Origin of the sequence: Lactobacillus delbrueckii subsp. bulgaricus (assembly GCF_046938665.1) — a bacterium.
Taxonomy (GTDB): Bacteria; Bacillota; Bacilli; order Lactobacillales; family Lactobacillaceae; genus Lactobacillus; species Lactobacillus delbrueckii_C.
The window spans coordinates 72,472-96,207 of record NZ_JBKZCD010000002.1; the positions used below are offsets into that span (position 1 = coordinate 72,472).

A 23,736-nucleotide genomic window follows, 5' to 3' on the forward strand; every position below is an offset into this window, starting at 1 on the left:
TTGGCCTCCTTAGCCGTCGCCAAATTAACGGATTGTACCTAGCTTTCTAAAAGTCCATTTGGTACACTCCGTTAATTTGGGCCCATAAATTCCAAATAGATCCGTTAGTGGATGTGGTGCGAATATACACAGTGCTGTATGTTTTCACGAAATAGCACTTCTGGATTATTGTTCCCCCAACTTTCCGATTTTCCACACACATATCGTCTTTCTGGTTTTCGTTAATCGGACAATTGACACAGTTTGCAGAGCTAGGGAAATAGAATGAACCAAGTTCAATGAATGAATCAAGATTTACGCCTACCGTACGTGTGATTGAAGTGTAACCGGAGCTGTTAATGTTATCACTCAGCATCTGGATGCTGTTCGCATTGGCTTCAGCTTTCGCCTTGGCTTCGTTAGCTGTGGCCGTCGTGGACGCAATCCCCTCTTCCAGGTCTTCTGGGGCTGGAGACCAGTCGGTTGCCAGGTTGCCTTTTTCCAGCTTCGGTCGAGCAAAAACAATTTTTCCTCTCGCTGCAGTCACACGTTCGATCCGTGGCTTAATATAGCCATTAGATGTTATGTGTGTTACAAAAGACAGCCGTTTCCAGTCTGCATCATAGGTAAATATCTCATTATCGCCCGATGCCTGCGCCTTAGTGTAGCCGTCGTCGGGATTTAGCGAAACATAGAATCCAGCATCGCTATAGCTACCTCCATCGGCAGACTTAACATCGATCGAGAAAACATAGGTTTCCCCACCACTAACTTCAATGTATTGTGAAAAACCATTCCACACTGTCACATCACTGCCCCGAACTTGGCATCCTTGGTAGGAGTAGCTAGCTTTCGGCCAGGCTTCACGAAAAAGCCATACGTCAGAGTCCAATGTTCTTGTATTTCTAAGAAGATTTCGCCCACCAATCTGGATGTTGGACACTTTGCTGTCGATCTCTGCCCTGCTGTACGTGTCTTTGCCGTCTACATTGGCCCAGTCGACATGGCCCGTGAACTTCCCAGACGAGTTGATCTTGGCCTTGCTGACGTTGTTCCAGCGGAAGTCGACGTTGTTCGAGCCATCATCGCCAAGGTCGAAGACCAGATCAAGATTATCTGTGCCAGTTTCCTCTGCTCTGATTTCAGCCCTGTCAGTCTTACCATCCCAGTGCAGGCCGCCTGCCATGTATGGGACATTATTGCCGTCATTGGCATGACCAGAGTCATCCCAGCGTAAGAGCGCTCCGGATTTAAGCGTACTGCTTGCGTCTCTCTGCAGATAGCGATTATCAGCAGTCCCTTTGTCATAGACACTGGATTTATCTGCCTTGCCTGCTTCATTAGCAGCTACACGATTCTTCAGAGCGCTGAAGTCCGTGTTGTTGGTTTTTGAGCTGTTTAAGCTGTCGATGGCACTACTGAGTGAGCTGATCTTCTGGTCAATTTCTGCCTGTGAGTAATAGGACAAAGAGACATTGCCGTTTGCGTCCGGCTTAATCGTGCCGTTGATCGACTTGACCACGCCTTCTGTCGTTGCTGTGATTGACATAGCGCTGGCTTGGCCAACGACTACGTACATGTTCAAGCTAAAAGAAAACAGCGCTGATTGGTCGTTAGGCTTAGCAGGCATGGTTTCCGGCTCTTTGGCTGGTGCTACAGCGAAGAGGATCTCACTCTTGCCTGCTTCCTTGGCGTAGATGCCAACGCCGCAGATGCTGTACTGGTTAGTCAGCCCTTGGTTGGTGAACTCGCATTTAAGCCCTACCTGCTTGTCATTTGATGTGTCGAAAGCTGTGACCGTGCCCGTCTGGTTGACGCTAGGCAAGGCAGTCATAGCTTCAATAGCGCTGATAGTCGCATTAGTCAGCCTGCTATCGCTAGATGTCGCTACTCTAGTGATTTCGAAAGTAGCTGTTTTAGCAATCACACGCTTGACCAGATCGATACCAGCACCGGTCAGCACGGTGTTTCCGTAACTTGCCATTTATACCTCCTAATTCCTAAATCTGAGATGTTTCAGCAGCAGACACCAGGCTTGACTTGAAGCTGGTAGCCACGCTAGCGAAAGCCTGCAAATCGCTATTTTGAGTCGCAAAACTGATCCGGACATTCAGCAACATATTGACAGGCAGGATGTGGTAAAGCCAGTTTCGCAGGTTTTCGGCCTGGACTGCTGTAATGCTGCCAGTAGCAGTAGCGTAAACTGTGACCGTCTGCTGAGATGTGTCGATATCAAAGTCTACTTGCATCCCGAAAAGGTTTGTCGAGCTGGAGTGCAGATAGTTCTTGGTTAGCGGCTGAGGTGGTGCGCTTTCTACGATGATCTGCTGCTTGCGCTCATCAAGCGTTGCGGCTGGTTTGGCCACAATGCCTAACTGCTCTTCGAAAGCCTTGACCCCAGTTTCATCAGCAGTAACAACAAACTGATTGTCCATAATCTGCTCTTGTGTTTTGTCGTTAGCAGCCAGTGCTTGCCCTTGCGCTCTGAGTAGCTCTTCCATTTCATACACGCCGTCGTAAAACTCCGGCATATACTCAAGCAGCTCTTCACTATCCATTCAGCGTCACCGCCCCTCTTACAGGAAGCTGGCTAGTCTGGCTGTTGAAGACCAGCGCTATGTCCTCTTCCTTGCCGTTGAGTGTCGGCAGACTGGAGTTGGTTACCCCAGCCACGCCCAGAATTTTGGCCAAGATCTGAGACCGCATGACGGTCAACTTGTAGCTGCGCCCGGTGGCCGCATCAGGAGTACCCCAGCTTTTGACGAGCTGGGAAAAGTACTGATCAATTGCGCTCTCAATCGTTGACTGGACTGCTGACTTGGTATAACCCCCAGCAGTGTCTACTTCGATAGTGGCAGAGATGTTCACGGTCACTGGCATAGGCGCTACTACAGTGACTCTGTGGTCGATTGGCGCTAGACCATATCCCTGCCCTTGAGACGGATCAATCTGCTTGGTGACATCGCTGATAAGCTCAGCAGACGGAACCTTCATATCAGCCCCCAAAATCACCAGCTTGACCGTACCGCCACCATTCCAGGTTGGGTAGATCTGCACTGCTCCAACCTCTACTATATCAGCGATCATAGCCTGGTAGTCCGCCACGTTACCGCCGTAGGCGAGCCACGGAGTTGTCTGAAGGAGGCGACTTCTGAGAGTCTCGTCATCTTCATCGTCTCTTGCTGGCACCGTCACGGCCGTGATCTTGGCGTAGCTCAAAGCATCGTTAGGCGTGATTGGCAAGATCTGGCCAGTATATGAGTTGGCGCTGGTCCCTGCTGTATCGCTGACCATGATAAAGCTATGATCATCTTCAACGCTTTGCACAGTGTAGGTGATCGGCTCAGCTCCGATAGAACTGAACTGGTCGCCGACTCTCACAGTCGTCAGTGCTGCACCGGTTTCGTCTGTAGCAGTCGCTCTAACCTGTGCTTTGGTGGCCTTGATTCTGGCCGTGCCGTGTTCTGCCGCCCGGTAGTCCAGGAACTGGCCGTCTGCTGTAGAGATATAAGTTTCTCTCACAATTTCGGCCATGTTGAGCGCTTGCTCAGCCAGCACAGTGGCTGCTGGAGCTAAAGCATCATAGATTACGCTGCCTTCTCTGGTGTCGATGTCCTCTGGCACGCTGTCCAGCATCATCTCCAGATAGTAGTCGTAGTCCTGGCCTTCTAATTGGTTAATCAATTCGCTAATAGTTGTCGCCATCTGATCCGTCCACCTCCTGTGTTACTTCTAATTCGCCGTAGATCGTGCTCACTGTCGCCGTCACCAGCAGCGAAGTTGAATCAGTCTCTTCAATTGAATCAACACTAACTCCGGTTACCCGCTCATCTTCTTCGAGAGCTTCTTCCAGAACTCGTTCGATCTCTGTTTCGACGAAGTCAAAGTTCTTGCCGATCAACTCGTCCAGGTCGTTCCCGTAGTCTTCGCTATAAATCGGATAGACCGACCGTTCTGTTTCCATAATCTTCGAGATAGCCTGGATCATGGCTTCCTGGCCGTCAATTTTCCCGCCGATTCTGCCGTTATCCACTTTGAAAGTAAGTGAAGTTTCAGCATCTTCATCGTCATCTTCTGGATCATCTACCTGGTCGTCTTCATCTTCAGCGCCGTCAGTAGTGTCTTCCAGATCGTCATCGTAGTCGCTGTTAGTCAATTCATCGTCCATAGGCTACCCCCTTTCAAACAAATAAAATTCCTGACCACCGTCAGCCCGGATCAGCGTCACAGAGTCGCCTTCCCGCAAGCTATTGTCAAAATCGATTGAGATCTCCCCGGTCTTGTCGCCAAAAGTGGCAGTGCCGATAATTGTCTGTTGTCCGATGTTCTTGCCAAGCGTGATAAACTCCTGCCCAATCACCATTTCGTTAGATAGCTGTACTCTCAGCGGACTAACGCTGACTACAGTCCCAGTAACGACATCACAGTAATCGGAGTCTGATCCGCCACGCCGGCTTAATTGCTCTAAGAGCCATTCTCCAGCCATTTTTTCCCCGCTTTCAATGTCAAACTGCATGTGTAACTTGAGCCAGACCACGTATGGACCGCCTTCGTTATCGGAACGTTACTCTTATTCTGGCTGAGATAGCCAACTTTAAGGTTGACAGAGTTACCAGCAACAAAATTAAGGTTGCCGATGCAGTCAATAGTCAGCGTCTTGGTGATCTGGTTTGAGCTCTTCAGCTCTGCCTTGGCCTGTGCTTTGGCTTGGGCAGAGTTAGCCTTGTCCTTCTTCTGGACCACCTTCTGAAGCAAGCCCCAGCGGGCGATAGTGCTCCCCTTGGCAGTTGTGAAGGTGAAGGATGTGTTCTTGGGCGTTGATGTGGTAGCAGTGCTGCTCTTTGAGCTGGTTTTGCTAGATTTGCCACCCTTGACACTGGCGCCGTTCATCTCGTTGTAGATCTGGTGAGCATCGCGGTACCGATTTCCCATTGCTGGAATCCCGGCGCCTTCAACCTGCTGCTCGAAAATATCGACCGCTGCTTCAATTGATTTAGCATTCCGCAGCCCGCTCATAAGAGTGGCGTTGTTTTTGATCCCGTGAGACGTTCTGGCCGACGAGCTGGCGTTCCAGAGATAGTCAAGCTGGGCAGATAAACTGGTGTACTTCAGCCCGTGACTGTTACACCAGCTAATCAGCGCTGTCTTGGCTGAGCCGGTCCATTGGATGATCCCAATGTCATCGTTACCGCTAGTTGCTGTTGGGCTGTATTGCGATTCCTGGGCGATGTTGCCGCAAATACCAGCAATTGCGATACCGCTCAGACCCTTGGAAGCGAAGAAGTTCCAGCAGGTTTTAGCGTTGTTGCTTGACTTCTGATAGCTGGTCGTAGAATAGCCAGATTTCGCTGTAGAGGTCTTCTTGCCCTTAGTGTGTTTGGTGTAAACCTTAACAACGTTATAGGCGTCTGTAATGCTCTCCTGCAGACTGCCGCTGATCATCCCGGACTTGTCACCCAAGATCAAGTTCAGCTTCTTGTAGGGAGCTTTCCGCAGCTCTACCGTAGACCAGTTAGTAGTCACGAAGTAGTAACTGCCCGTACTGCTCTTAGTCTTGTTAACAGCACTCTTGATCATGTCGAAGTATGTCTTGCCTTCACAGATCTCCGCTTTGACCTTATGCGTCGGCTTGTTTACGATCTTGTGTGTCACCCCGGCCCGCTTGCAGACTTCAGTGAAGCGTGACCCAAGCGTCATCGTTGGCCAGACAATTGAGTCCTGGCTCTTGAGATAGTAGAGCTTGTCATAGGCCGTGACGGACACAGTGCGATCTGCTGACACTTTAACGTCAAAGACATAGCCGTAGAACACCTTCTTGCCGTTATACCAGTACTTAATGATCCCGCCTAAAGCGGGCTTTTTTGGCTTGCCGGCAAAGACAAGGTCGAAAGTCAATTCTCCAGCTGAGTAGTTGAGGTCGGTCGTCCACTTCACGTTATTGACGTTTTTGCTGAGGTCGTAACCAGTCTTCTTGTCTCTGGTCCAGTACTCTAACTTGATGCTCATGCTATGCCTTCTTTACGCTCTTCTTGGTTACCCAGCCTTCTTTGATGTGATACGGGTACTTCTTGCCCGCAGAGACCAGCGTTATTTTCCGCTTTGCCTTCTTCAAGCTCTTAGCCTTCCCGCCGCCAGTGGATTTGTGGTAAGCAGTCCCAGTGACGATTACGTTAGTCCCCCTGGTGATCTTGCCAGCTTTAGAGCTGCGCTTCTTTTTGGACTTCTTCGTTACACTCTTACCCTTCGGCTTCTTGCGTTTCTTGATCTTCGAATAAGAAAAAGGCACGTACTGCTTGAAGATGATTGTGTAAGTTGGATCGTCAGCATAGCCCTTTTCAAAGCCGTGTTTGAAGCTGGAGACGGTCATCAAGAAGGTGATCTTCGTGCTGGTCACAGTCACTCTGACCTTCTTCTTGCCCTTCTGCAGGCTGTTGAAGAAGTCGATGTAGTACTGAGGCTTATGCCATTTGCCAACGGTGTAAGGCGCCTTACGCTTGGGCAGGAAAGAATCGATCTGGATGCTGGTCAGTTTTCGCAGACCAAGCTGGTTGACTTCACCCAGCTTTATAATCTTCTGACTCGTGTCGTCGCTCTCCCTGGTGAAGGACAGCGATTCTGGGTTGACTGGGATCTGGACTGTTTTCCCGCTTTTCTGGTCAGTGATGTAGACACCAAACTTTTTGGATCTGATCCGATTTTTTCTGGTTTTGCCTTTTTGGGGTCTTTTCTTCTTGACCGTAGCCTTCTTCTTAGTAGACTTTTTTGGCTTTCTGGCCGTGCTTTTCTTCTTGGTTGTCTTTTTAGCCGCCTTCTTAGTTGTCTTCTTTTTAGTCGACTTCTTGGCAGGCTTCTTCGTAGTCTTCTTTGCTACCATTTATGTCTCCTACAGTGCTTTAGCCGCTTGCCGTCCTAATATCTCTTCGATCTCTGCCAGAATCTGCTCAGCGCTCTTCTGTGGATCCTTAGCACCGTCCACCTGGATTGCACCAGACTGGACGTTGATCACGTAACTGGACGTTGGAGCGGTCGTGTTGGTCGTCTGGTTGCTTACAGTAGTACTGCTGATCGTGCTTGACGTTACACTGCCGCTGTCCACGTTGTAGACCGGCTGTTTTGGATAGTCCAGCGGCTGAACCGGTGTCAGCAGGCTAGCTAGTGACGGAATTGGCATTAATCCAGCGCTGATTGTTGGCATTGCCTGCGCCGGCTGTTCCTGCGTGATGACAGGTTGACTGATCGGCTGCACTACCTGGACTGGTGCGGCCTGGCTAGCTGGTGATTGCATGATTTGCACTGGCACTGGACTAGCCTGGACTGCCGGAGTCTGCAGGTTGTTGACGATTGCTGGCTGGCTCACATTAACAGCAGGCTGGCTAACCAGAGGCTGGGCCGACTGATTGATTACAGTTGGCTGAACCGGAGCTGGCATCACATTAACCGCCGGAGACTGCGCCATTGCTGGAGCAACACTGACATTAGGTGCTTGTACTGGAGTAGGCACAACGTTAACAGCAGGCACTTGCGCCATTGCTGGAGCAACGTTGATATTAGGCGCTTGTGCTGGTGTTGGTGCAACGTTAACGACAGGTGCTTGTGCCATTGCTGGAGCAACACTGACATTAGGTGCTTGTACTGGTGTTGGAAGCACACTGACGGCAGGTTGTGGCTGATTAATTACGGTAGGTTGTACTGGCCCAGTAGCAACTTTTACTGCCGGAGTTTCCGCCACAGACGGCAAAACGGTGATGTTAGGCGCTTGTGTCGTCTGTGGCGCAATGTTAACGGGAGCTGGTTGGACAGCAACTGGAGCACTACTAATCTCTGGCACTTGAGCCTGCGTTGGAAGAACATTCACATTAGGTGCTTGACTCACTGCCTGCGCAACTACTGGCACAACATTAATCGCTGGAGCTTGTACAGTTGCGGGAGATACGTTCACATTAGGTGCTACAGAAGACACTTGCACTGGTGCTGGCGATACATTGGCGATCGCTTGCTGAGTCAGATTAGTAGGTACTTGAGTGGCAATAGCTGATTGGTCAGCCACAGCCTGCACAGTGGCCGTCTGAGAGCTTTGAACACCAATTGAAGCCTTCGCACCATCAAGACCACCTAAAGCCTCTACAACCTGCATAATTGCCCCGTAGGCCGTCATGAATCCGCTGGCTAGTGCATCGCCAAAGCCTTCACCAGTGCTTGCGTTAACCGCCGCATAGGCTGAGTCAATCAAGCCTTCGCTGGAGTGAGCGATCAAGCTTTGAGTGCCATCGATACCCTTAGCAAGACCTTGTCCGATGAAGTCACCGATCTCTGCGAAAAGCCGTGATGGTGAGTGAATCTTGGCCTTGGCTCTAGCCGCTCTATCAGCCTGGGCTACAAGAGCATCAGCAGCCGCCGCCACAGCGCCAACTTGGCTTCTCATCCCATTAGCCAGACCAGCACCGATCATGACACCGACAGAGTGCATTGAAGCCGCCGCACTTCTACCAGCAGAGACAGCTGCAGCTATTGAGTTACGAACTGCCGCTACGATAGCCCCACGACCAGCATTAGCAGCGCTAGCCGCTGCCTGCATCCCTGCTCTGACTGATGAGACAGTAGCCGCAAAGTTGGCTTTAGGAGCCACGATCTTGATGTTTGAGCCGACTGCCTTCAGTCTAGCGATAGCACTGGCCGCCATGATTGCGCCAGTCGCAAGAGTTGACATCCCACGGCCAGCGTTAGACAGACCTGACCCTTGCGCCGCTACCTTACCAAGGCCACCTGCAAGAGATGCCAGCAGAGCTACTGTTTTGGCAATGCCAACTGAGGCAATCGCTCTCAAACCTGCCGCAATTTCCTGCATGCCAAGGCCCGCATTATGAATTGAGTTACCAACAGAGTTGATGACGTTGGCAATTGAGTTGAAGACCTTGCTGATCCCAGTGCTGATGCTGTTGATGATCTGAGTGATCGTGTCACCGACGCCCTGGAACACCGTCTTGATGCCGTTGGCGATCCCAGTAATCACTTCTGTGATCGTAGCTCCCGCAGTTGCAATCAAACCGCCAATAGTGCTGCCGATAGATGAGACTACGGCAATGATCGCCGCAGCGATTGAGGAGACCACAGCAATAATGCTTGCCCCTACAGTCACGACTGCCGCTGTAATAGCTGAGATCATAGCAATCATGGAAGTCACAATTCCTGTGATAGCCGCTGAAACGATTAGCATGGCCACGCCCAGCATAGCAACAGCCGCCGCAAGCAATAGGATGCCTGCCGCCGCTACAATGGCCCCGATGCCAAGAGCTGCCAAAGCGACAGCTACGACCAGGACAGCCACACCAAGCAAGAGCAGGCCTACAGCGCCGACAATTGAAGCTGCGCCAAGCAAGGCAATCCCGATCGCTAAGACCATCATTGCCAATCCAGCGCCAACGCCATAGGTCTGGATGTTGGCTAATGCCAATGACATAATGAGCAAGCCTGCACCAACCAACAGCACACTCAAGCCAATCAAGGCAAGAGCTGCACCGAACAGCAACAACCCTACTGCACTAGCTGCAAGAGCTGGGGCAAACACTGCCAGAGCTACGCCCAGGCCAATGATGACCGCCAGCAGGATGAAGAAGATTGCAATTGCCCCACCGCCAGAAGAAGCAAGGTTGATGCACGCTGCTGCCAGGATGTAGAAGCCGGCAGCGGTAAGCATAACTGCTGCGCCGACCAGCATCAGAGCCACGCCTAACTGCATGTAGGCCTTGGCGTTGGCAGCAATAGCCGAACCTGCACCCACTTCGTTTGTACCGGGCAGAGTGAAGCCACTGAACGCCTCTTTGATTGCTGAGATCGTCTTAACCACGCCCATCAGACCCTTGAAGAGTGCGAAAGCGACCGCAAGGCCTGTGATCGCATTGATCAAGTTATTCAGTGTGTCTGCTGGAATGTCCGCCAACTTCTGCAGGGCCTTGACTACTACTGCCAGGCCAATCCCTTTGATGCCGAATTTCAGCGCTACGAAGGCTTTGGCAAGGTTCTGGAGTGTTTCCGGCTTGATCTTGCTGATCGCAGTAGCCACGCTAGCTATGGCATTGGCTACTTGAACTACCGCCTGGCCAGAAACCCAGCCGAGCTTTTCAAAGAAATCTCCGCCACCAGCCGCCTTACTGCTGTTTTTGCTGAACTTGGTAATCGACTTGCCGATGGTGTCAAACATCGAATTAATCGCATCTAAGGCACCGCTTGACTTGAAGTTGTCAAATACCTTGCCAAGATTCGTCTTAGCCGTGTCAACAAATTTCTCGATAAACGTCTGTGCTTTGTTCAGAGCACTGGTGATCCCACTGGCCAGTTTGCTGTAGTCGATGCTGCCAAGAGCATCACTCAGCCCGTTAATAGCGTTGATCCCAAATTTAGAGACGGCTGCCCATGGTTTCCGGAGGTTATAAGTCAGGGTGTCCATCAGTCCGTCAACAGCATCGCCCATGGTCTTGAACTGCGTGGCCATGCCAGTGAAGTATTTGTTATTCCCAGCCTTGGTCATAGCATCGAAGAACTGCTGAGTCTTGATCTTGCCGTCCTGGACGCTTGATACAAGCTCCTTAGTAGACATCCCCATAGCTTTGGCTACGGCCGACATACCAGCCGGTGACTGTTCAAGCATGATCTTGAAGTCTTCCCACTGGACTTTAGGCTTGGCAGCCATTTGAGTTGCCTGTTGACTCAGCGACTTCATCGCCTGGGCTGGATTGTCAGCAGCAGCCGCCAGACCACCGAAGCCTTTAACCAGAGCAGTCGTGTTCTTGACACCGACGGCCTTCATCTGGGCATAGGTGCTGGCCATGTCGCTGGCGGAGTAGATGGTCTTGGATGCATAATTTTGCAGCTGGGACTCTGTGGCAGCAATCTGTTTGTTTGACTGCCCCAGGAACTTCATATTTCCTTCGAAGGTGCTCCAGGCGGTACTGGTTTCATCCAAACTGCCAACAACTTCGCTGGCCATGTTCTTGACTTGGCCAAGACCAGCAGCCATTAAGTTGCCGACCATAGCTCCGCCGGCGATTGAGCTGAAGAAGCCTTTTGCTTGCTTTTCCTGGCTTCCGAATGCGTCCCCAGATAAAGCGCCCTTTAGCTTATTAAAAGCCCCCTGCGACTTACCCAGGCCGTCACTCAGCTTGTCTAGTGCTTGACTAAAGGCGTCGTTGATTTTGATCGTTGTCGAGATTGTTCCGTCAAATGCCACTTTTTACCTCCTTTCTTTTGAAATAAAGAAAAAAGGGCTAAGCCTTTGATCGCCCCATTAGTGGTGTCTCTTAGACCTAGCCTTCCTTTCTGCTTCTTTCTGCTGCTTCTTTTCGTCCGCTTGGCGGACTTCGATACTAGCCACGACTATTGCTTGCTCTGCTCGGTTCATCTTGGCCCACTGCTTTGGTGTCCAATGGTACTCGTTCAGCACGTAGTGATAGACAGCCCAGTCACCCGCAGCAGACTTGATTAGTTTTTTGCTTCATCCACCAAGGCGTTCATATCGCCGTCAAGGTGAGACAGCTCGGTCACTTCGTTAGCCAGAACGCTGTATTCGCCTGCTGAAAGCATCGCACCAAGCAGCTTTTCCGGGTCACCGATAACCCCATAGGAGCGCTGTAGCTTTTCGTTAAGCAGGTCTGGAACAACTACGCTTTCAGCAACGACCTTAGAAATAAATTCATTTTGGTCAGTTTCGTTTTCGTACTGATGAGTCTTCCGATTGAGGACCCGCTTAGTGGATTCTCTACGTAAGCGATTCACGTCTTCACCCGTCAGTGACTTAACCTTGAAGGCTGATTTAAACCGCTTAAACTTAATTTCTTTAGTTTCTTGAGCTGGCGCTACGTTTTCTGCCAGAAAGTCTGAAATGCTAGTTGCTTCTACCATGCTTAATTCTCCTTATTTCTAGTGGATATCGTTGAATTCGTTGATGAGTTGTACGCCTTCGAAGGTCAAGTCTGATGACCAGTCGAGAACGGAGTCATCTGCTGAGATATTGGCAATCGGAATATCGTCAAGGGACACGTCCGTAAGCTGGATAGTCTGCTTGCCGGTTCGTGATGACTTGTCCTCGATATCAACGGTGATGTTAAAGTACAGCTCAGCCCCGCCGTTGATGTATGGCAGAGCATATTTCAGCCACATTGAGCTGATCAAGTAGCCTTCAAGAGTACCAGTGCCTTCGATGCTAGTCACCTTGTGATGCTTCCAGTGAGTGCCCAAAACTTGAACATCTTCTTTGTTCTTTTCAATTTTTGCTTCAAAATCGGTGCATTCAATCAAAGGAATGACACGACCATCGATAGTGGCGGTCACCGTTGCATCCTTGGAGTTAATTACGTCGCCTGCTTGTAATACCATCTAATGCCTCCTACTTAACAGTAATGGTCATGTAGAGCTTTTCCATTGAATCCGTTGGAGTAATGGTCAAGCCTACTACTACGCTGTCCTTGTCTGTGCCTTGGGCTACAGTGATGTCAGTTGCTGGGTCAAAGGTTTCAATAGCACCTTCTGATTCTTCGACGGCCAAGTAGCTGGCGATGTTAGCCTTAAACAGGTCACGACCAGCAGCGTTGTTGGTTTGAGTGCCGATGAATGAGTTTTCGAAGGTGTCTTCGCAGTATTGAGCCACAGTATCCATGACACGGACAACACGGTTTTTAGCCCATGAATTAGGCTTCTTGGAAGAGAAGCTAGTCAGTGAGTTGATGTCTTGTTCAATCACAACGCTCCCGCCACGACGAGTCGTGAAGACGATCTTCCCTGCGGTTAAAGCCTTCTTGGTGGCTTCGTCATCCAGCTTAGGGGATGCTGCAACAGCGTCATTGACGTTAGCATAGGTCAAGCTGGTTACTTCGTCAGCGTTGGCGCTCATCCCAGCAAAGCGAGCAGCGGCCAAAGTTGCGCTGATAACAGTACCATCGCCCAGAACATAGCCATTAGCGACCTGTGAGATGCCTTCGTAGTTGGCAGGTGAGTTAAACGGCACTACGCCACGCACCTTCAAGCCTTCGTTTTCACGCAGGCGCTTGATGCCTTGGGCCAGCAGAACGTGGGCGTTAGATTCAGCATTAATCCCACCAGTAGTAGCTACAGCGAACTCTTCGTTGTTCAGCGCATCGGTCATAGCTGATGCCAGGTCTGCCAAGGTAGTCTTACCGCCAGTCAGCTTCACGGAAACAGTAGTGAAGTTTGATGTAGATAACTCAGCTTTAGGCTTAACGTCAACGTAATCGTTGCCAGTGTATTCTGCCAACCCAGACCAAGTGATTGAGTCTTCAGCTACTACTTCAGTACCCAAGATAGTCTTGACAGTAGCCTTGCTGTTGTCACTTGGATCAGCTTCGATGCTGAAGGTGATGTCATTCCCACGAGCACCAGGATACTTGGCGGTCACTTCGAACGGATCGGCAGTAGCCTTGGCCTTATCACCACCGTTCAAGTTGACAAACTTAACAGTTTCCGCATCCTTCAAAGCTTCGTTGAGTGCTGCAAGCTTTGGGTCAGTCAAGCCAGTGCCCAAGAGCTTCTTGAAGTCGCTTGATGCAGTCAGAGTAATTGCACCAGTAGCACCCCAGTCAAGCTGTTGGTCGCTGAAAAGCAGCAAAGTGCCGACATTAGACACTTCTGAAACGACACCATCGCCAACGACGTTGACGTAAGCGCCTGGTCTTACTTTGTTTTGAGCAGTAAAAGTACCTGCCATTACATTCCCTCCTTGAACTTCTTGATTTCTGCCTTAGCTTGGGCTACCGTGTAGGCCTTGCCGTCTTCTAAGGCAATTTCCAAAATGTCACGCTCAGTGCGGTCAAACAGGCCAGAGCCAGTCAACCCGGCCTTTGCGTAAGTTGGCTCCTTAGCCGGGGAAACGGCATTCACAGGAGCTACTGCTGGCTTCACAGCAGTCTTATCTTCTGGTTTCATTAACAGTTAACCTCTTCATCTTTTCGCCTTCTTCTAGGTTGTAGACACGGCCTTTTAAATCAAACTGAAAATCAAGCGTCCGCTCAGTTGCGTTAGGCGTGAAGCTACGGTTGACAGCCAGATAATGGCCAACGTAGTCAAATTCGGCCACTAGCTGCTCTTCTACGTCAATCATCTTTTGATTCGGATTGTCATTCCCAGCAAAAAAGATAATCTGGTAGCTGTCAGTCTTAGCCTGGTAGCCAGCTAGCTCATGGACAGCGCTGGTCAGCACCTTGTGGACATAAAAAGACGGCTCCTGGAAGCCGTCTGGTTGATTTTCTGCGTAAATTACCGTGTCTTCGCCAAAGATTGAGGCGAGCTTATCTGCAATTTCGTTAATCATTCGAACATTGACCGGAAAACATAGAGAGCTGGATCGATGAGCTGCGGGAGCTGGCGCTGAATCGTTTCAGTGCTGCTCTTCATGAAGAACTGGCCTGGAACCCAGCCGTTTCCGCCCCGGGTTCTGTGGCCGTTTTCTACGAAGTAGGCGTACTCAACATGATTAGCCAGCTTAACCTGCCAGCCACCAGCACCATAGCTGCTGCCTTCCGACACCCACCCACGGCGAAGGTTGCCAGTGTCGACTGGAGTGTTTGTCTTGAGCTGTCTCAAGGCTTGCTCACCGACATTTTCTAAACTCTTCTCAATGAATGGCCTGACCTTGGAGGCAGTAGCCTTCTTTTTGACTCTGTCTGCCCAGGCCTGGAAGTTAGCATCATCAATTTTGAAACTTGCGCCCATTATGCTTTCTCCTCTCTGATCATGGCTATCTCTTGGTGTGTCGCATAGCCGCTGTACCCCTTTGAAGACCGCTTGTATTTGGTAACCACACCGTTCTGATCTGTCACAGTGATCACAGCGCCTGCTGGAATCTCCAGCCCGGTTCTAATCAGCAACTCAGCGTCATAGCTGTCAGTGCCGTAGAAGCCTTCCTGGCTGGCCGATTGGCTCTTTAAGATCACCTTGGCTGGCTCATCTTTAACCAGCGTCACGGGCTGATTACTCGTGATGTGGCCGACTTTGACGGCTTGTGTGGCCGTAATGGTTACCTTGTCAGTCCAAAGCGACTTCATCGCCCGGATAGCTTTCGCAAAGTCAGTCATAGCTCAACACCCGATAGCTGTTCAGCAGATTGAGATAGTTTTCCGTGATCGGATTGCTATCTTGCAATGCTTGGTAAAGCTCAGCTTGTGACTTGAAAGAAACGGAAACATCGCCTTCTGTGATCGATTGGACACCAGAATCAGCCCCATTGGCTGACCACAGGCAGGAATCAATCTCTTGGACAGTCATGCCGATAATCCCGTTATCCAGCTCAGCAGGGAGATCCGCAGCAGGGATGTTGCAGTAGGCGCTGACGCTGTCAGTCACCTTGTCCAGGGCAAAGCTAGCAAGCTCTTCCTGGCCTTCCTTGAGCGGATACAGGGCCTTAACCTTGGTCAACAAGGCCTCTTTGCGGGGATGCTCCATGATCAAGCCTCCGATCTATTACTTACCAGGGGTGGATGCCGGTTCGGCTGAGGCAACGTCTGAGATGTGGAAGTCAATCCCGGCAGTGCGTGATTTGATCAGCAGAACATCGTAGTAGGCATCTTCGTAGTACAGATAGTTCCCAGCGGTTGCGGCAGATGGTGCGTCAAACCCGACAAAGCTGTACTTTTGCGGTGCAATTTGCACGCCGTTGTTGATCAGCATCATGTCGATTTGCTTGGCGCCAGATTTAACCTTTGAACCGTCTTGGAAGTCAAAGTCAGTTTGCATCAAGTCAGCAGGAACGACCTTGATAGTCACATCATCCAAGCTGTAGACTGAGCGGTCCAGGCTCTTTGAGTTGCTCAAGACAACAGTCCGGTTAACAGCGTCCGCACGCTTCAAGATTGAGTTCATCTTTGGCGTTACGTAGAGGACACGGTTCTGCATTGCGACCCGCTTGTCGTCCATCTTGGCCATCATTTCGTCAAACAGCTTCAAGGCGTTCTTTTCGTCAATTGCGTCAGAGTTAGCCTTGTAAGCTGAGTCAAGCTTTACCTTGTCCTTGTACAGCTTGGAGAACATGTATCTGTCCATTTCTGGCATCTTCTGGTCCAAGTTGAACTGCTTGGTGATGTTGGCAATAGAGACAACATAGTTACTTTCGTCAATGTCCAGTGGGTCTACCAGCGTGTCCCAGTAACGTTCTTGCGTCAATTCGTAGCTAATCCAGTCGTTGGAGTAGTTAGCTTGTGGCGTAGTGATCGTACGGCGGGCACGGTCTTTCCGACCATGTTCAATAGTCAGCTTTGGCACCTTGATATGCTTGGCACCATCAAAGCTGTACAGGCCATTGCTTGGTGAGTTCCACAAGTCAGCACTGTACAGTGCAGTAGGGTAGTACGCTTCTTCAATTGACTTTTGATAAGCGTCTGCGTAGTTTACAGTAGGCATTATTAATTAGTCACTCCTTTAAACACATCAACCATGGCTTGCACTGGGTCTGCTTTAGCTGGTTGGCCATTTGCTGGATCATAACCAGGCCGGTTGCCTTCGTCAAACAGGTAGCCGTCACTTTCACGGATAGCAGCTAATTGGTCATCGAGACCAGTCAGATTGCCTTCCTTGTCAAAGTCGACCTTGTCCATGTCCAGCAGTCCCTTGACCGCTTTGGCGTTGCGAACGTGAGCACTAGCCAGAGCATCCTTGACAGCAGAGTTAAGCTTCAGCCCGTGCACAGTGGCTTCAAACTCATCTTTCTGCTTCTTGCTTTGGTTCTGCAGCTCTTCAATCTGGGCTGTCAGTTCTTCGTTATCCTTGGCAGACTTCTTGAAGCTCTTGAGGGATGCTTCATAGTCAGCGGTCTGTTTCTTCAAGGCTTCGTTCTCAGCCTGCAAGGTTTCAAAGCTCCCCTTGGCCTTCTCAATGTCATGGCCGTTCAGCTTCATGATCTGTTCGATTTGCTCATCGGTCAGCTGCAAGTCTTTTAGTTGATCTCTCTTCATTGTTTACAGTCTCCTAACGCTTGATATTACGAGGTGCGACCTCGACAGGATTACAGAGCCTTTTTACGCCATGCTGAGGGCAAACAAAAAGCGGTCAGCTTTCGCTAATCGCTTAGAATAATGACTTGATCAAAGTAGCCCATTCTGGCAGGCTCTTCAATACTTCTTTTGCCTTGTGCATCATAGAATTAGTTTCCAGATACTCGACACCTGCTGGTGTAATGTAGACCTCACTAGCCTTATATTTCTTCCCAGAGAGTAGGTTTACTGATATGACGCCAGTAATCCATCCCTGGTCTAGCATATCTAAAATAATGTGATTCCAGTAGCCTTCGTTATACTCAGTGCCCCACAAATCAAGGTCTTCTTGTGTGACGGGTTGGCCCTGCTTATTTGCTTGATAGACCTTAGTGAGCACCATGAATACAATAACGAAGAAGTCATCTTTTGCCATATTGATAGACTCCAAATTTAAATGTTGATCATTTCGTCAGAAAATACTTGCCTGTTCAATATTTTGTTAACTTCTTTCAAAGCCGCTTGATAGACGGATCTTGGACCGTTGCTCTTCCACGGATAAGATTCTGGCAACAATTCCTCATTAATATATTTTTCTGACATATCTTTCATCTTGGCCAGCTCCTCATCAGTAAATCTATCGGTTAGATTGCCAAAATCTACATGCCAGCGATCGGACTCATAGGCCCAGCGCATCATGCTGCCAACATCTTGCATTGCTGATAAGTCTCGAAGTCCTTTGAACAAAAAGTAGTTGTATGTCCATACAATCATAGGGCACTCATCAGTATGGTCTTCACACAGGACTGTTACCTGGTTCTTCATCCTTAATCACCTCATACTTGACGCCTTGTTCACTAAGGAATTCCGTCAAATTGTTAGTTGCCTCCGACTCTTTAATTCTAACATAAGCAATATCATCTTTGGAAAGATTGCCATGTATCTGTGCTTCAGTATAATCAGTCTGCGTATTCGTTACCTTATTTATATTTGAATACTTATGAGTATCAATAGCAAGGCTCGGATCTTTTTCTAAGTTTCTTTCTTGCAGTGATTTGCCATTTTCTCCCTTCATGTGACCAATCTTTCTTATATATGATGGATTTAGCTCACCCACTTTAGCGGCTCTCCAGCTATTGTCCCAGGAATTCTCGCCAGTTCCCATACTATCAGTACTAAAATATGTTGTCCGCTCTTTTACAGCATCTTTAAACACTACTGTAGCACTACCATATTTCTTCACAGCAGTGTATTTTGGCTCTTCGTCCTCGGAGTCCCAAAGATAGCCGTACTTTTCATAGTCTTCTGGCTTCATCGACTTTATTTCTTCATCAGTCAACGAGTATATGTGCTTTGCGAGCTTAATCCTTCCTTCACGATTGAACATCCCTTTGCTAGTCCCAGTCTCAAACTGGTTTTTTAATCCATCTTCGATAATATCTCTTAGTTTCTCAATTGGAACTCTAGCTCTAACTTGAACCGATGGACGTTTAGTCATATCGGCAATTGTTTGAACCTGCTTTTTGATATTTTCTCTGGCTTGATCTGAAGCATTTGGAAAAGATTGCTCTAGAATTTCTTCAAAAGGATGCCGCTTTAGTGCCCGAATTTCAGTATCATTTTCAGCAATTTGGCGCTGCTTATCATCGTATGAAACAAAGCCACTAGACGTAAATCCAGTAGAAATACCAGTGCTTGACTTCTTGGCGAAGGTAGATACTTTAGTTGGATTGAACGCCTTCGGAGCGCCCGTCTTTCCTGCCCACTGGTCATAGGTCTGGTAGTTGACAATTCTGCCCTTGCCTGTCTTTGGATCACGCTCCCAGCGTGTCTCTAAAGGTGGTAGATCCGGTCTGTAAGGTATTGTGGTGCACCGGCAATACGGATGAATCAGAGGGTAGTTGACGCCTGGTTTAGCTTCACTCACCTTGAAGTGTTTGCCATCAAGGCCGCCGCAGATACTGCAGGTCCTGGCCTCCAGAGTAGCAAGATATTCGTATTCTTCCAGCCCCTCGTCTTTGTAGAAGTCATAAGTTGCCTGCTCAGCAATGTGGCCCATCTCTGTGGACACCAGACGATGAACAGAGCTCTTTTTAACGTCTGCCATCCGGTCTTCCATGCGTTTGGACACCTTGGCATAGGACTCGCCTAGCAAGATACCACGCAGAATAGCATCGGACAGTTGACTAGGTAGCTCTCTGCGATACTCTCCCCAGACACGCTCGGAGAAATCAGAACCTTGCCATGGCTTTCCGGCAACTGCCCTAAGCTGATCTTCGTCGAAGTGGTTGAAGTCGATACTGAGGTCACCGTAGGCCTGCTGATTAAGCCAGGTCTCATGGTAGTATGTGTCAGCGTACTGGGCTTCTAGCGCTCGTCTAAGCTGGTCTGACTCAGTGCCAGCGAACTGACCACCTAGATGCTCTAACTGCTTCTTGATCTGCTCCGCTCTGGCTACTCTGCTTTTGTAGTACTCGCTGTTCAGCAGCTTGCCATTGCCGCCCTGCTTGGCCTTGCGCTCAAACTCTTCTAGGGTTAGTTCGAAGTGCTTGGTGTCGATGCCGTTTAGAATTCTTTCCGCTTCCTGCTGGCTGATCTCGTTGTTGTCAGCGTACTTGGTCATCCAGTACTTGACTTCCTTGTTGATCTCACGCTGGAGATCCTTCAGCCTGCTTTCAAGAGCGTACTCGTAGTTGCTGGTATTCTTGATCTGCCTCTTCTTTAGCTGCAGCTCACGCTTAGCCCAGTAACTAGCGGTATCCATTTAGACTACTCCTCGTCTTCTTTGTCTTCTTGATTGTCCTGGCCTTCCTGGAATGGATCAGCATCCCCTCCAGCGAATGGATCAGCCTGCTTCTCTTCTTCCTCGTCCTTGAGTTCCTGTTGCCAGTCAGTGACGATCGGATTAGCCTTAGCAAGTGCCTTCTTAGAGGTGAAATTGGCCACAGTGGCCACCACTTGTGCACGGCTCAGATCGTCTTCCACACGCGTTCTAGTCCATGTCTGAGTGATTGGACGTCTGTCAGCGCCTGAGATGCCCAGGTAGCGCATGATCGCTCTAGTCAAGTCGCTGATTGAGTGCCGGAAGTTGGCTTCTGTCACGCTCGCTTTAAGCTCAAGATGTGAGTAGAGCATTTTAATAGCCACGCCAGAAGCGTTGGAGCTTTCGAAGTTAGCTGGATCCACCCCTTGGCCGTACAAAAAGATGTTTGACTTCGTAGTCTGCAGAGCCGTTGTCCGGGCTTCAGTCGGAATGTCGATCTGCAACGTATCGACGCCAGACTGGTCGCCTGCTCCAGCAGTATTGAACTTGATAGCCTTGTGCTTCTTGAGATCCTCCATGAAAGTGTCCAGCTTCGTGCCGCCAAAATTCTTAAGCACTAGCACTACCTGCTGAACATCGTCCAGGTCATTGAGGAAGCCGTTGTAGATATCGTCGTAAGCATCAATCAGCCCCTTGCTCTTGTGCAGCTCTGAAAGGCGCTGCTTGTTCTTCGGGAACTCGATAAACGGAACTCTGCCCATTCCATGCTTGATAGTCGAAGTTAGGCCGGTCTCAAAGCCTGCTGTTGCGTCGTACATTGCGATGTGCTCATACGGCACCAGCTTGAGCGGATTAGTAGAAATCTGCTTGAAGAATTGAGCCTCCTGGTCGTTCCAGTACTCATGCACTACGTAGTACTTGCCCGTGTCTGGGTCAAGCTCCTTGTAGCTCCGCAGAACACCCAGCAGCTTGTTGTCCAAATTCGTAGCATAGAATGGCGTGATCTGGTCTGCTGGAACGAGTGCATAGCGGAAATTGCCGTCTCTATCTACCCAGTAATGCCACCAAGCACGACCAGCGTTAGATGACTCAACGACTGTGTTGCTCAGCGTCAACCCGAAATCATCACCCAGGACCTGGGCAATCAGCTTGTTATCTCTGTCCTTGCCAACGTCAATAGTCGGAGCAGTAGTGGCTAAATAACCTGCTTCCTGGTCGACCATTAGCTGGTAGAAGTTGGAGCTGACACGGTTATCTGCTCGTCTGAGCGGATCACCCTTGCCGTCTGGATTAAGCTGGCTCCTGCCGTTGTTTCTGCTGGCGATGTCGTTTCGGGCTGAGTAGTAGCGCAGTGCTTCGTCGTAGCGGTTCTGGAACTCTGCTCTGCTGGAAGCACTCTGCTTGACCAGCTCCTGCATCGTCTTTAAGTCCATGGAATATAACCCCCCTTGGCGTGTCTCGTGTAGATTGCATAGCGCATCATGTCCATTACGTCGTCATGCTCTTTGACAGGCTCTCCTGTCTTCTCGTTCCAGATGTACTGGTAAATCTCGTCGAAGAAGTGGTCTACTCCAGAGCCGTTGACGAAGAACTTTCCGCTCGTCATGTACTTGCTGACGCATTCAATGCCTGGCAAGACCTGCTTGTTTGCGTTGACGGCATTGATGCCAGCGCCCAAAAACTCGTTGACGTTGTCCGGCCGGGCTGAGTCGCAGGCGAAAACTATGTCACCATATCTGCTCTGGATGTCCTTGGCCACGTCAACCCAGTGGCTGATATACTTTCCCTTGCCTATGTGCTCTTCCAGGAAGTAGACGTTGCCGTCTGCGTCCTCCCCGAACACGCCGATCGAGTTAAGGTGCTCAAAGCCCCAGTCGACCCCGGCATAGACAGACAGATCGTCTGGAATCTGGTCCGGAGTGACAGTCATCCTGTCTTTGTCAAAGTCCTTGTAGACGATCCCGTCACCAGTGACCCAGAGACCACGAATCGCACGGTCGTAGAACATCCCTTTAGGCGTAGATGCCTTGAGAGCGGCCACGTACTGTGGATCCAAAAAAGTGTTGTCGTCAATGGTAAAGTTGAACGAGATAATCCCTGCTGCTGGGTTAGCGTTGTCGATAAACTCACGCTTGAGCCAGTGAGTTGGAATATCTGGGTTGGTGTCGACAATGATGTGACTGCCTGTCATTGAGCATCTGTTGCGGATTTCGTTGAAGACTTCCTCGTTGGCCAGTGTTGCTTCGTTAACGTATGCTCCATAGGCAGTAAAACCACGGGCACCAGCCAGCCCAGCAATCGACTTTGTGTATACAGGTACGATATCAACGCCAAAAAGGTGGTAGTGATTGTGCTTGTCCGGCTTGAGATCAATCCCAAACTGCCTGGACAGCTCAGCTATCACGTTGTTGTAGATTGACCCAGAACTTGCACCAGCCAGGATATAGATTGGGTGTCTGTCTCCGCCTTCCTTAGCCTGTTTAGCTACTCGTTTCAGCTCATACAAGAAGATAAAGTTGTTAATCCGAGTCTTCCCCGCTCTGACTGCGCCATTGAGGATGATCATAGAGTGAGGGACCGTCAAATAGGTATGCAGCACCTTCCCCTGCTTAGGCGTCAGTACATCATTCAGCGCCATTCTTCAGATCTTCTTTCGCCAGAGTATCCAGCATCTTGTCCAGGAGCAGCTCAATGTCTTGGCCGTTGTCTTCCAGAGACTTGGCTTTAGCTTCAGAGATCCGTGCGTCTGCTGCCAGCTTCTTGAGCTTCTGCTTTTCTACTGGATCGTTGACTGGGTATCTCTTGAGGATTTCCTTGGACACAGCGATCTTGTCCTTGATTGCTGGCTTCTTGGTCACAGTAACGACGTCTTCTGCCGTAGCGATTGGGACTTCTTCTGTTTCTTCGCCTCTGAGGACCCGTGAGTAAAACTCCATGACCTCTCTGGCCGATGCTATCTTTGATGAGGCAATCTCGGCATTGCGCTTATCTATATATGCCTTAATGTCTGGTTTTGTTAGGTTTTCTTGGCCGATCTTCCTAGCCGTTTTCTTGGAGTATCCTGCCTTGATTGCGGACTGAGCCGCATTGCCGGAGATCAAGTACTCATCAACGAATCGCTTCTGCTTCTGCGTTAACTTGCCAGTAATGCCGCTCACTCCCCTTCAAAGCAAAAGAAAAACCGACCTAACTGGTCGGTATCTGCTGTTTAACTGTAAGGCTCTACAGCGGGCTCGAACCGCTGCTCTTGTGTCTCCATCGCTAGAGCCTGCTGGTGCTGTGTCACAGTCCAGCGTGTAAGAAGTGCTTGCAGAGCAGGAATTAATCGTCACACTTACGCAAAATAAACATGTCAACGGAGATCTATAATGACTTTCCGCACCCTGCAAGCTATGGCCTAGGAGAGGAATCGAACCGACCTAGGCTGATGTCTACGGACAAGCCAAGCTCTTACCTGCTTGCCCAGTGCCCTCGCTCGGTCAACCGTGACGTCATGACGTAGGGCTTATACCTGATGCAGGAGTTGAACCTACACCAGGCAGTGTTAATTTTGAATAGATAGTCAATATGCTAAAAACGTAGTTTGTGGAATACTTTTGTAACAACTTTCTACAACATAATGCCCTGTTTTCCGCCAGGGCAATGCTGAGCGACGGAGTCGAACCGTCATAAGAGACCGACCTCAGCTAATGGATCAATAATGACCATGAGTACGTTGTTGATTATTTCGAAAGGAGTTTTTCAATGTGCCTGGCAATGCGCAGCCAGGCTAGGCATGGCCGGAGTCTTGCACTCCGTGTCGCTCTACATGCTGCCATGCTCTGGAAAGGTGATATCAGTATATGGAGGAGTATTAATGTGCGCATCATCGATGTAAAAAAAGCTAGAAAAAAACACCGACTAGAAAAGAAAAAATAACATGAGTCACATACTATGAACGCATCGCAAGTCCGCCGTTCCTCGTTCTTGCGACAATATCATAATATACCGACCTGGAGGCCTTGTGGATACTGTAGTTATGCT

Annotated in this window: 24 protein-coding genes; all 24 read right to left on the bottom strand. The window is 49.7% G+C overall.

What is annotated here, in order from left to right; genetic code table 11:
• Positions 1–46: 46 nt before the first annotated feature.
• Positions 47–1,963 (bottom strand): hypothetical protein, encoded by a 1,917-nt coding sequence (locus tag ACLUXO_RS01745; RefSeq protein ID WP_412136077.1) that lies wholly within the window; start codon positions 1,961–1,963, stop codon positions 47–49.
• A 16-nt stretch (positions 1,964–1,979) separates the two neighbouring features.
• Positions 1,980–2,537, bottom strand: a complete 558-nt coding sequence (locus tag ACLUXO_RS01750; protein WP_412136078.1) for a putative phage tail protein — start codon at positions 2,535–2,537, stop codon at positions 1,980–1,982.
• A complete protein-coding gene (locus tag ACLUXO_RS01755) occupies positions 2,530–3,684 on the bottom strand; it encodes a baseplate J/gp47 family protein (protein WP_412136079.1) in 1,155 nt (384 codons plus the stop codon). The genes ACLUXO_RS01750 and ACLUXO_RS01755 overlap by 8 nt, the downstream gene beginning before the upstream one ends.
• Entirely contained in the window at positions 3,668–4,147 is a 480-nt protein-coding gene (locus ACLUXO_RS01760; protein ID WP_412136080.1) for a DUF2634 domain-containing protein, read from the bottom strand. The genes ACLUXO_RS01755 and ACLUXO_RS01760 overlap by 17 nt, the downstream gene beginning before the upstream one ends.
• 3 nt (positions 4,148–4,150) lie before the next feature.
• Positions 4,151–4,465 carry a DUF2577 family protein gene (locus ACLUXO_RS01765; RefSeq protein WP_412136081.1) on the bottom strand — a complete coding sequence of 105 codons (315 nt, stop codon included), beginning with the start codon at positions 4,463–4,465 and terminating at the stop codon, positions 4,151–4,153.
• Entirely contained in the window at positions 4,444–5,985 is a 1,542-nt protein-coding gene (locus ACLUXO_RS01770; protein ID WP_412136082.1) for a phage tail tip lysozyme, read from the bottom strand. Before ACLUXO_RS01770 ends, ACLUXO_RS01765 begins: the two co-directional genes overlap by 22 nt.
• Before the next feature lies 1 nt (position 5,986).
• Positions 5,987–6,853, bottom strand: a complete 867-nt coding sequence (locus tag ACLUXO_RS01775) for a hypothetical protein (protein ID WP_412136083.1) — start codon at positions 6,851–6,853, stop codon at positions 5,987–5,989.
• A gap of 9 nt (positions 6,854–6,862) precedes the next feature.
• Complete coding sequence (locus ACLUXO_RS01780; RefSeq protein WP_412136084.1) at positions 6,863–11,203, bottom strand: tape measure protein; 4,341 nt, start codon at positions 11,201–11,203, stop codon at positions 6,863–6,865.
• Between the two features lie 251 nt (positions 11,204–11,454).
• Positions 11,455–11,874 (bottom strand): phage tail assembly chaperone, encoded by a 420-nt coding sequence (locus ACLUXO_RS01785; RefSeq protein WP_412136085.1) that lies wholly within the window; start codon positions 11,872–11,874, stop codon positions 11,455–11,457.
• A gap of 18 nt (positions 11,875–11,892) precedes the next feature.
• Positions 11,893–12,348: a phage tail tube protein gene (locus ACLUXO_RS01790; RefSeq protein WP_412136086.1), complete on the bottom strand. Its 456-nt coding sequence runs from the start codon at positions 12,346–12,348 to the stop codon at positions 11,893–11,895.
• 10 nt (positions 12,349–12,358) lie between these two features.
• The gene (locus ACLUXO_RS01795; protein WP_412136087.1) at positions 12,359–13,693 is read right to left on the bottom strand and encodes a phage tail sheath family protein; all 1,335 of its coding nucleotides are present in this window, start codon (positions 13,691–13,693) and stop codon (positions 12,359–12,361) included.
• Complete coding sequence (locus tag ACLUXO_RS01800; protein WP_412136088.1) at positions 13,693–13,911, bottom strand: hypothetical protein; 219 nt, start codon at positions 13,909–13,911, stop codon at positions 13,693–13,695. Before ACLUXO_RS01800 ends, ACLUXO_RS01795 begins: the two co-directional genes overlap by 1 nt.
• Positions 13,895–14,296: a phage tail terminator family protein gene (locus tag ACLUXO_RS01805; protein ID WP_412136089.1), complete on the bottom strand. Its 402-nt coding sequence runs from the start codon at positions 14,294–14,296 to the stop codon at positions 13,895–13,897. The genes ACLUXO_RS01800 and ACLUXO_RS01805 overlap by 17 nt, the downstream gene beginning before the upstream one ends.
• The gene (locus ACLUXO_RS01810; RefSeq protein WP_412136091.1) at positions 14,293–14,697 is read right to left on the bottom strand and encodes an HK97 gp10 family phage protein; all 405 of its coding nucleotides are present in this window, start codon (positions 14,695–14,697) and stop codon (positions 14,293–14,295) included. Before ACLUXO_RS01810 ends, ACLUXO_RS01805 begins: the two co-directional genes overlap by 4 nt.
• Positions 14,697–15,059 (bottom strand): hypothetical protein, encoded by a 363-nt coding sequence (locus ACLUXO_RS01815; protein WP_412136093.1) that lies wholly within the window; start codon positions 15,057–15,059, stop codon positions 14,697–14,699. Before ACLUXO_RS01815 ends, ACLUXO_RS01810 begins: the two co-directional genes overlap by 1 nt.
• Positions 15,052–15,426, bottom strand: a complete 375-nt coding sequence (locus ACLUXO_RS01820) for a head-tail connector protein (RefSeq protein ID WP_412136095.1) — start codon at positions 15,424–15,426, stop codon at positions 15,052–15,054. Before ACLUXO_RS01820 ends, ACLUXO_RS01815 begins: the two co-directional genes overlap by 8 nt.
• A gap of 18 nt (positions 15,427–15,444) precedes the next feature.
• The gene (locus ACLUXO_RS01825) at positions 15,445–16,380 is read right to left on the bottom strand and encodes a capsid protein (protein WP_412136096.1); all 936 of its coding nucleotides are present in this window, start codon (positions 16,378–16,380) and stop codon (positions 15,445–15,447) included.
• Between the two features lie 2 nt (positions 16,381–16,382).
• Positions 16,383–16,931: a phage scaffolding protein gene (locus tag ACLUXO_RS01830; protein WP_412136097.1), complete on the bottom strand. Its 549-nt coding sequence runs from the start codon at positions 16,929–16,931 to the stop codon at positions 16,383–16,385.
• Between the two features lie 112 nt (positions 16,932–17,043).
• A complete protein-coding gene (locus ACLUXO_RS01835; RefSeq protein WP_412136098.1) occupies positions 17,044–17,385 on the bottom strand; it encodes a YjcQ family protein in 342 nt (113 codons plus the stop codon).
• Between the two features lie 17 nt (positions 17,386–17,402).
• The gene (locus ACLUXO_RS01840; protein WP_412136099.1) at positions 17,403–17,774 is read right to left on the bottom strand and encodes a hypothetical protein; all 372 of its coding nucleotides are present in this window, start codon (positions 17,772–17,774) and stop codon (positions 17,403–17,405) included.
• Positions 17,746–19,713 carry a minor capsid protein gene (locus tag ACLUXO_RS01845; RefSeq protein ID WP_412136100.1) on the bottom strand — a complete coding sequence of 656 codons (1,968 nt, stop codon included), beginning with the start codon at positions 19,711–19,713 and terminating at the stop codon, positions 17,746–17,748. The genes ACLUXO_RS01840 and ACLUXO_RS01845 overlap by 29 nt, the downstream gene beginning before the upstream one ends.
• 5 nt (positions 19,714–19,718) lie before the next feature.
• The gene (locus ACLUXO_RS01850) at positions 19,719–21,146 is read right to left on the bottom strand and encodes a phage portal protein (protein WP_412136101.1); all 1,428 of its coding nucleotides are present in this window, start codon (positions 21,144–21,146) and stop codon (positions 19,719–19,721) included.
• The gene (locus ACLUXO_RS01855) at positions 21,137–22,351 is read right to left on the bottom strand and encodes a PBSX family phage terminase large subunit (protein WP_412136102.1); all 1,215 of its coding nucleotides are present in this window, start codon (positions 22,349–22,351) and stop codon (positions 21,137–21,139) included. The genes ACLUXO_RS01850 and ACLUXO_RS01855 overlap by 10 nt, the downstream gene beginning before the upstream one ends.
• Complete coding sequence (locus tag ACLUXO_RS01860) at positions 22,338–22,871, bottom strand: terminase small subunit (protein WP_412136103.1); 534 nt, start codon at positions 22,869–22,871, stop codon at positions 22,338–22,340. Before ACLUXO_RS01860 ends, ACLUXO_RS01855 begins: the two co-directional genes overlap by 14 nt.
• Positions 22,872–23,736 lie beyond the last annotated feature (865 nt).

Bases quoted from the DNA above. Each gene is read 5' to 3' on its own strand.
- ACLUXO_RS01745 (WP_412136077.1), bottom strand. From the start codon at position 1,963: ATGGCAAGTTACGGAAACACCGTGCTGACCGGTGCTGGTATCGATCTG.
- ACLUXO_RS01750 (WP_412136078.1), bottom strand. From the start codon at position 2,537: ATGGATAGTGAAGAGCTGCTTGAGTATATGCCGGAGTTTTACGACGGC.
- ACLUXO_RS01755 (WP_412136079.1), bottom strand. From the start codon at position 3,684: ATGGCGACAACTATTAGCGAATTGATTAACCAATTAGAAGGCCAGGAC.
- ACLUXO_RS01760 (WP_412136080.1), bottom strand. From the start codon at position 4,147: ATGGACGATGAATTGACTAACAGCGACTACGATGACGATCTGGAAGAC.
- ACLUXO_RS01765 (WP_412136081.1), bottom strand. From the start codon at position 4,465: ATGGCTGGAGAATGGCTCTTAGAGCAATTAAGCCGGCGTGGCGGATCA.
- ACLUXO_RS01770 (WP_412136082.1), bottom strand. From the start codon at position 5,985: ATGAGCATCAAGTTAGAGTACTGGACCAGAGACAAGAAGACTGGTTAC.
- ACLUXO_RS01775 (WP_412136083.1), bottom strand. From the start codon at position 6,853: ATGGTAGCAAAGAAGACTACGAAGAAGCCTGCCAAGAAGTCGACTAAA.
- ACLUXO_RS01785 (WP_412136085.1), bottom strand. From the start codon at position 11,874: ATGGTAGAAGCAACTAGCATTTCAGACTTTCTGGCAGAAAACGTAGCG.
- ACLUXO_RS01790 (WP_412136086.1), bottom strand. From the start codon at position 12,348: ATGGTATTACAAGCAGGCGACGTAATTAACTCCAAGGATGCAACGGTG.
- ACLUXO_RS01795 (WP_412136087.1), bottom strand. From the start codon at position 13,693: ATGGCAGGTACTTTTACTGCTCAAAACAAAGTAAGACCAGGCGCTTAC.
- ACLUXO_RS01800 (WP_412136088.1), bottom strand. From the start codon at position 13,911: ATGAAACCAGAAGATAAGACTGCTGTGAAGCCAGCAGTAGCTCCTGTG.
- ACLUXO_RS01805 (WP_412136089.1), bottom strand. From the start codon at position 14,296: ATGATTAACGAAATTGCAGATAAGCTCGCCTCAATCTTTGGCGAAGAC.
- ACLUXO_RS01810 (WP_412136091.1), bottom strand. From the start codon at position 14,697: ATGGGCGCAAGTTTCAAAATTGATGATGCTAACTTCCAGGCCTGGGCA.
- ACLUXO_RS01815 (WP_412136093.1), bottom strand. From the start codon at position 15,059: ATGACTGACTTTGCGAAAGCTATCCGGGCGATGAAGTCGCTTTGGACT.
- ACLUXO_RS01820 (WP_412136095.1), bottom strand. From the start codon at position 15,426: ATGGAGCATCCCCGCAAAGAGGCCTTGTTGACCAAGGTTAAGGCCCTG.
- ACLUXO_RS01825 (WP_412136096.1), bottom strand. From the start codon at position 16,380: ATGCCTACTGTAAACTACGCAGACGCTTATCAAAAGTCAATTGAAGAA.
- ACLUXO_RS01830 (WP_412136097.1), bottom strand. From the start codon at position 16,931: ATGAAGAGAGATCAACTAAAAGACTTGCAGCTGACCGATGAGCAAATC.
- ACLUXO_RS01835 (WP_412136098.1), bottom strand. From the start codon at position 17,385: ATGGCAAAAGATGACTTCTTCGTTATTGTATTCATGGTGCTCACTAAG.
- ACLUXO_RS01840 (WP_412136099.1), bottom strand. From the start codon at position 17,774: ATGAAGAACCAGGTAACAGTCCTGTGTGAAGACCATACTGATGAGTGC.
- ACLUXO_RS01845 (WP_412136100.1), bottom strand. From the start codon at position 19,713: ATGGATACCGCTAGTTACTGGGCTAAGCGTGAGCTGCAGCTAAAGAAG.
- ACLUXO_RS01850 (WP_412136101.1), bottom strand. From the start codon at position 21,146: ATGGACTTAAAGACGATGCAGGAGCTGGTCAAGCAGAGTGCTTCCAGC.
- ACLUXO_RS01855 (WP_412136102.1), bottom strand. From the start codon at position 22,351: ATGGCGCTGAATGATGTACTGACGCCTAAGCAGGGGAAGGTGCTGCAT.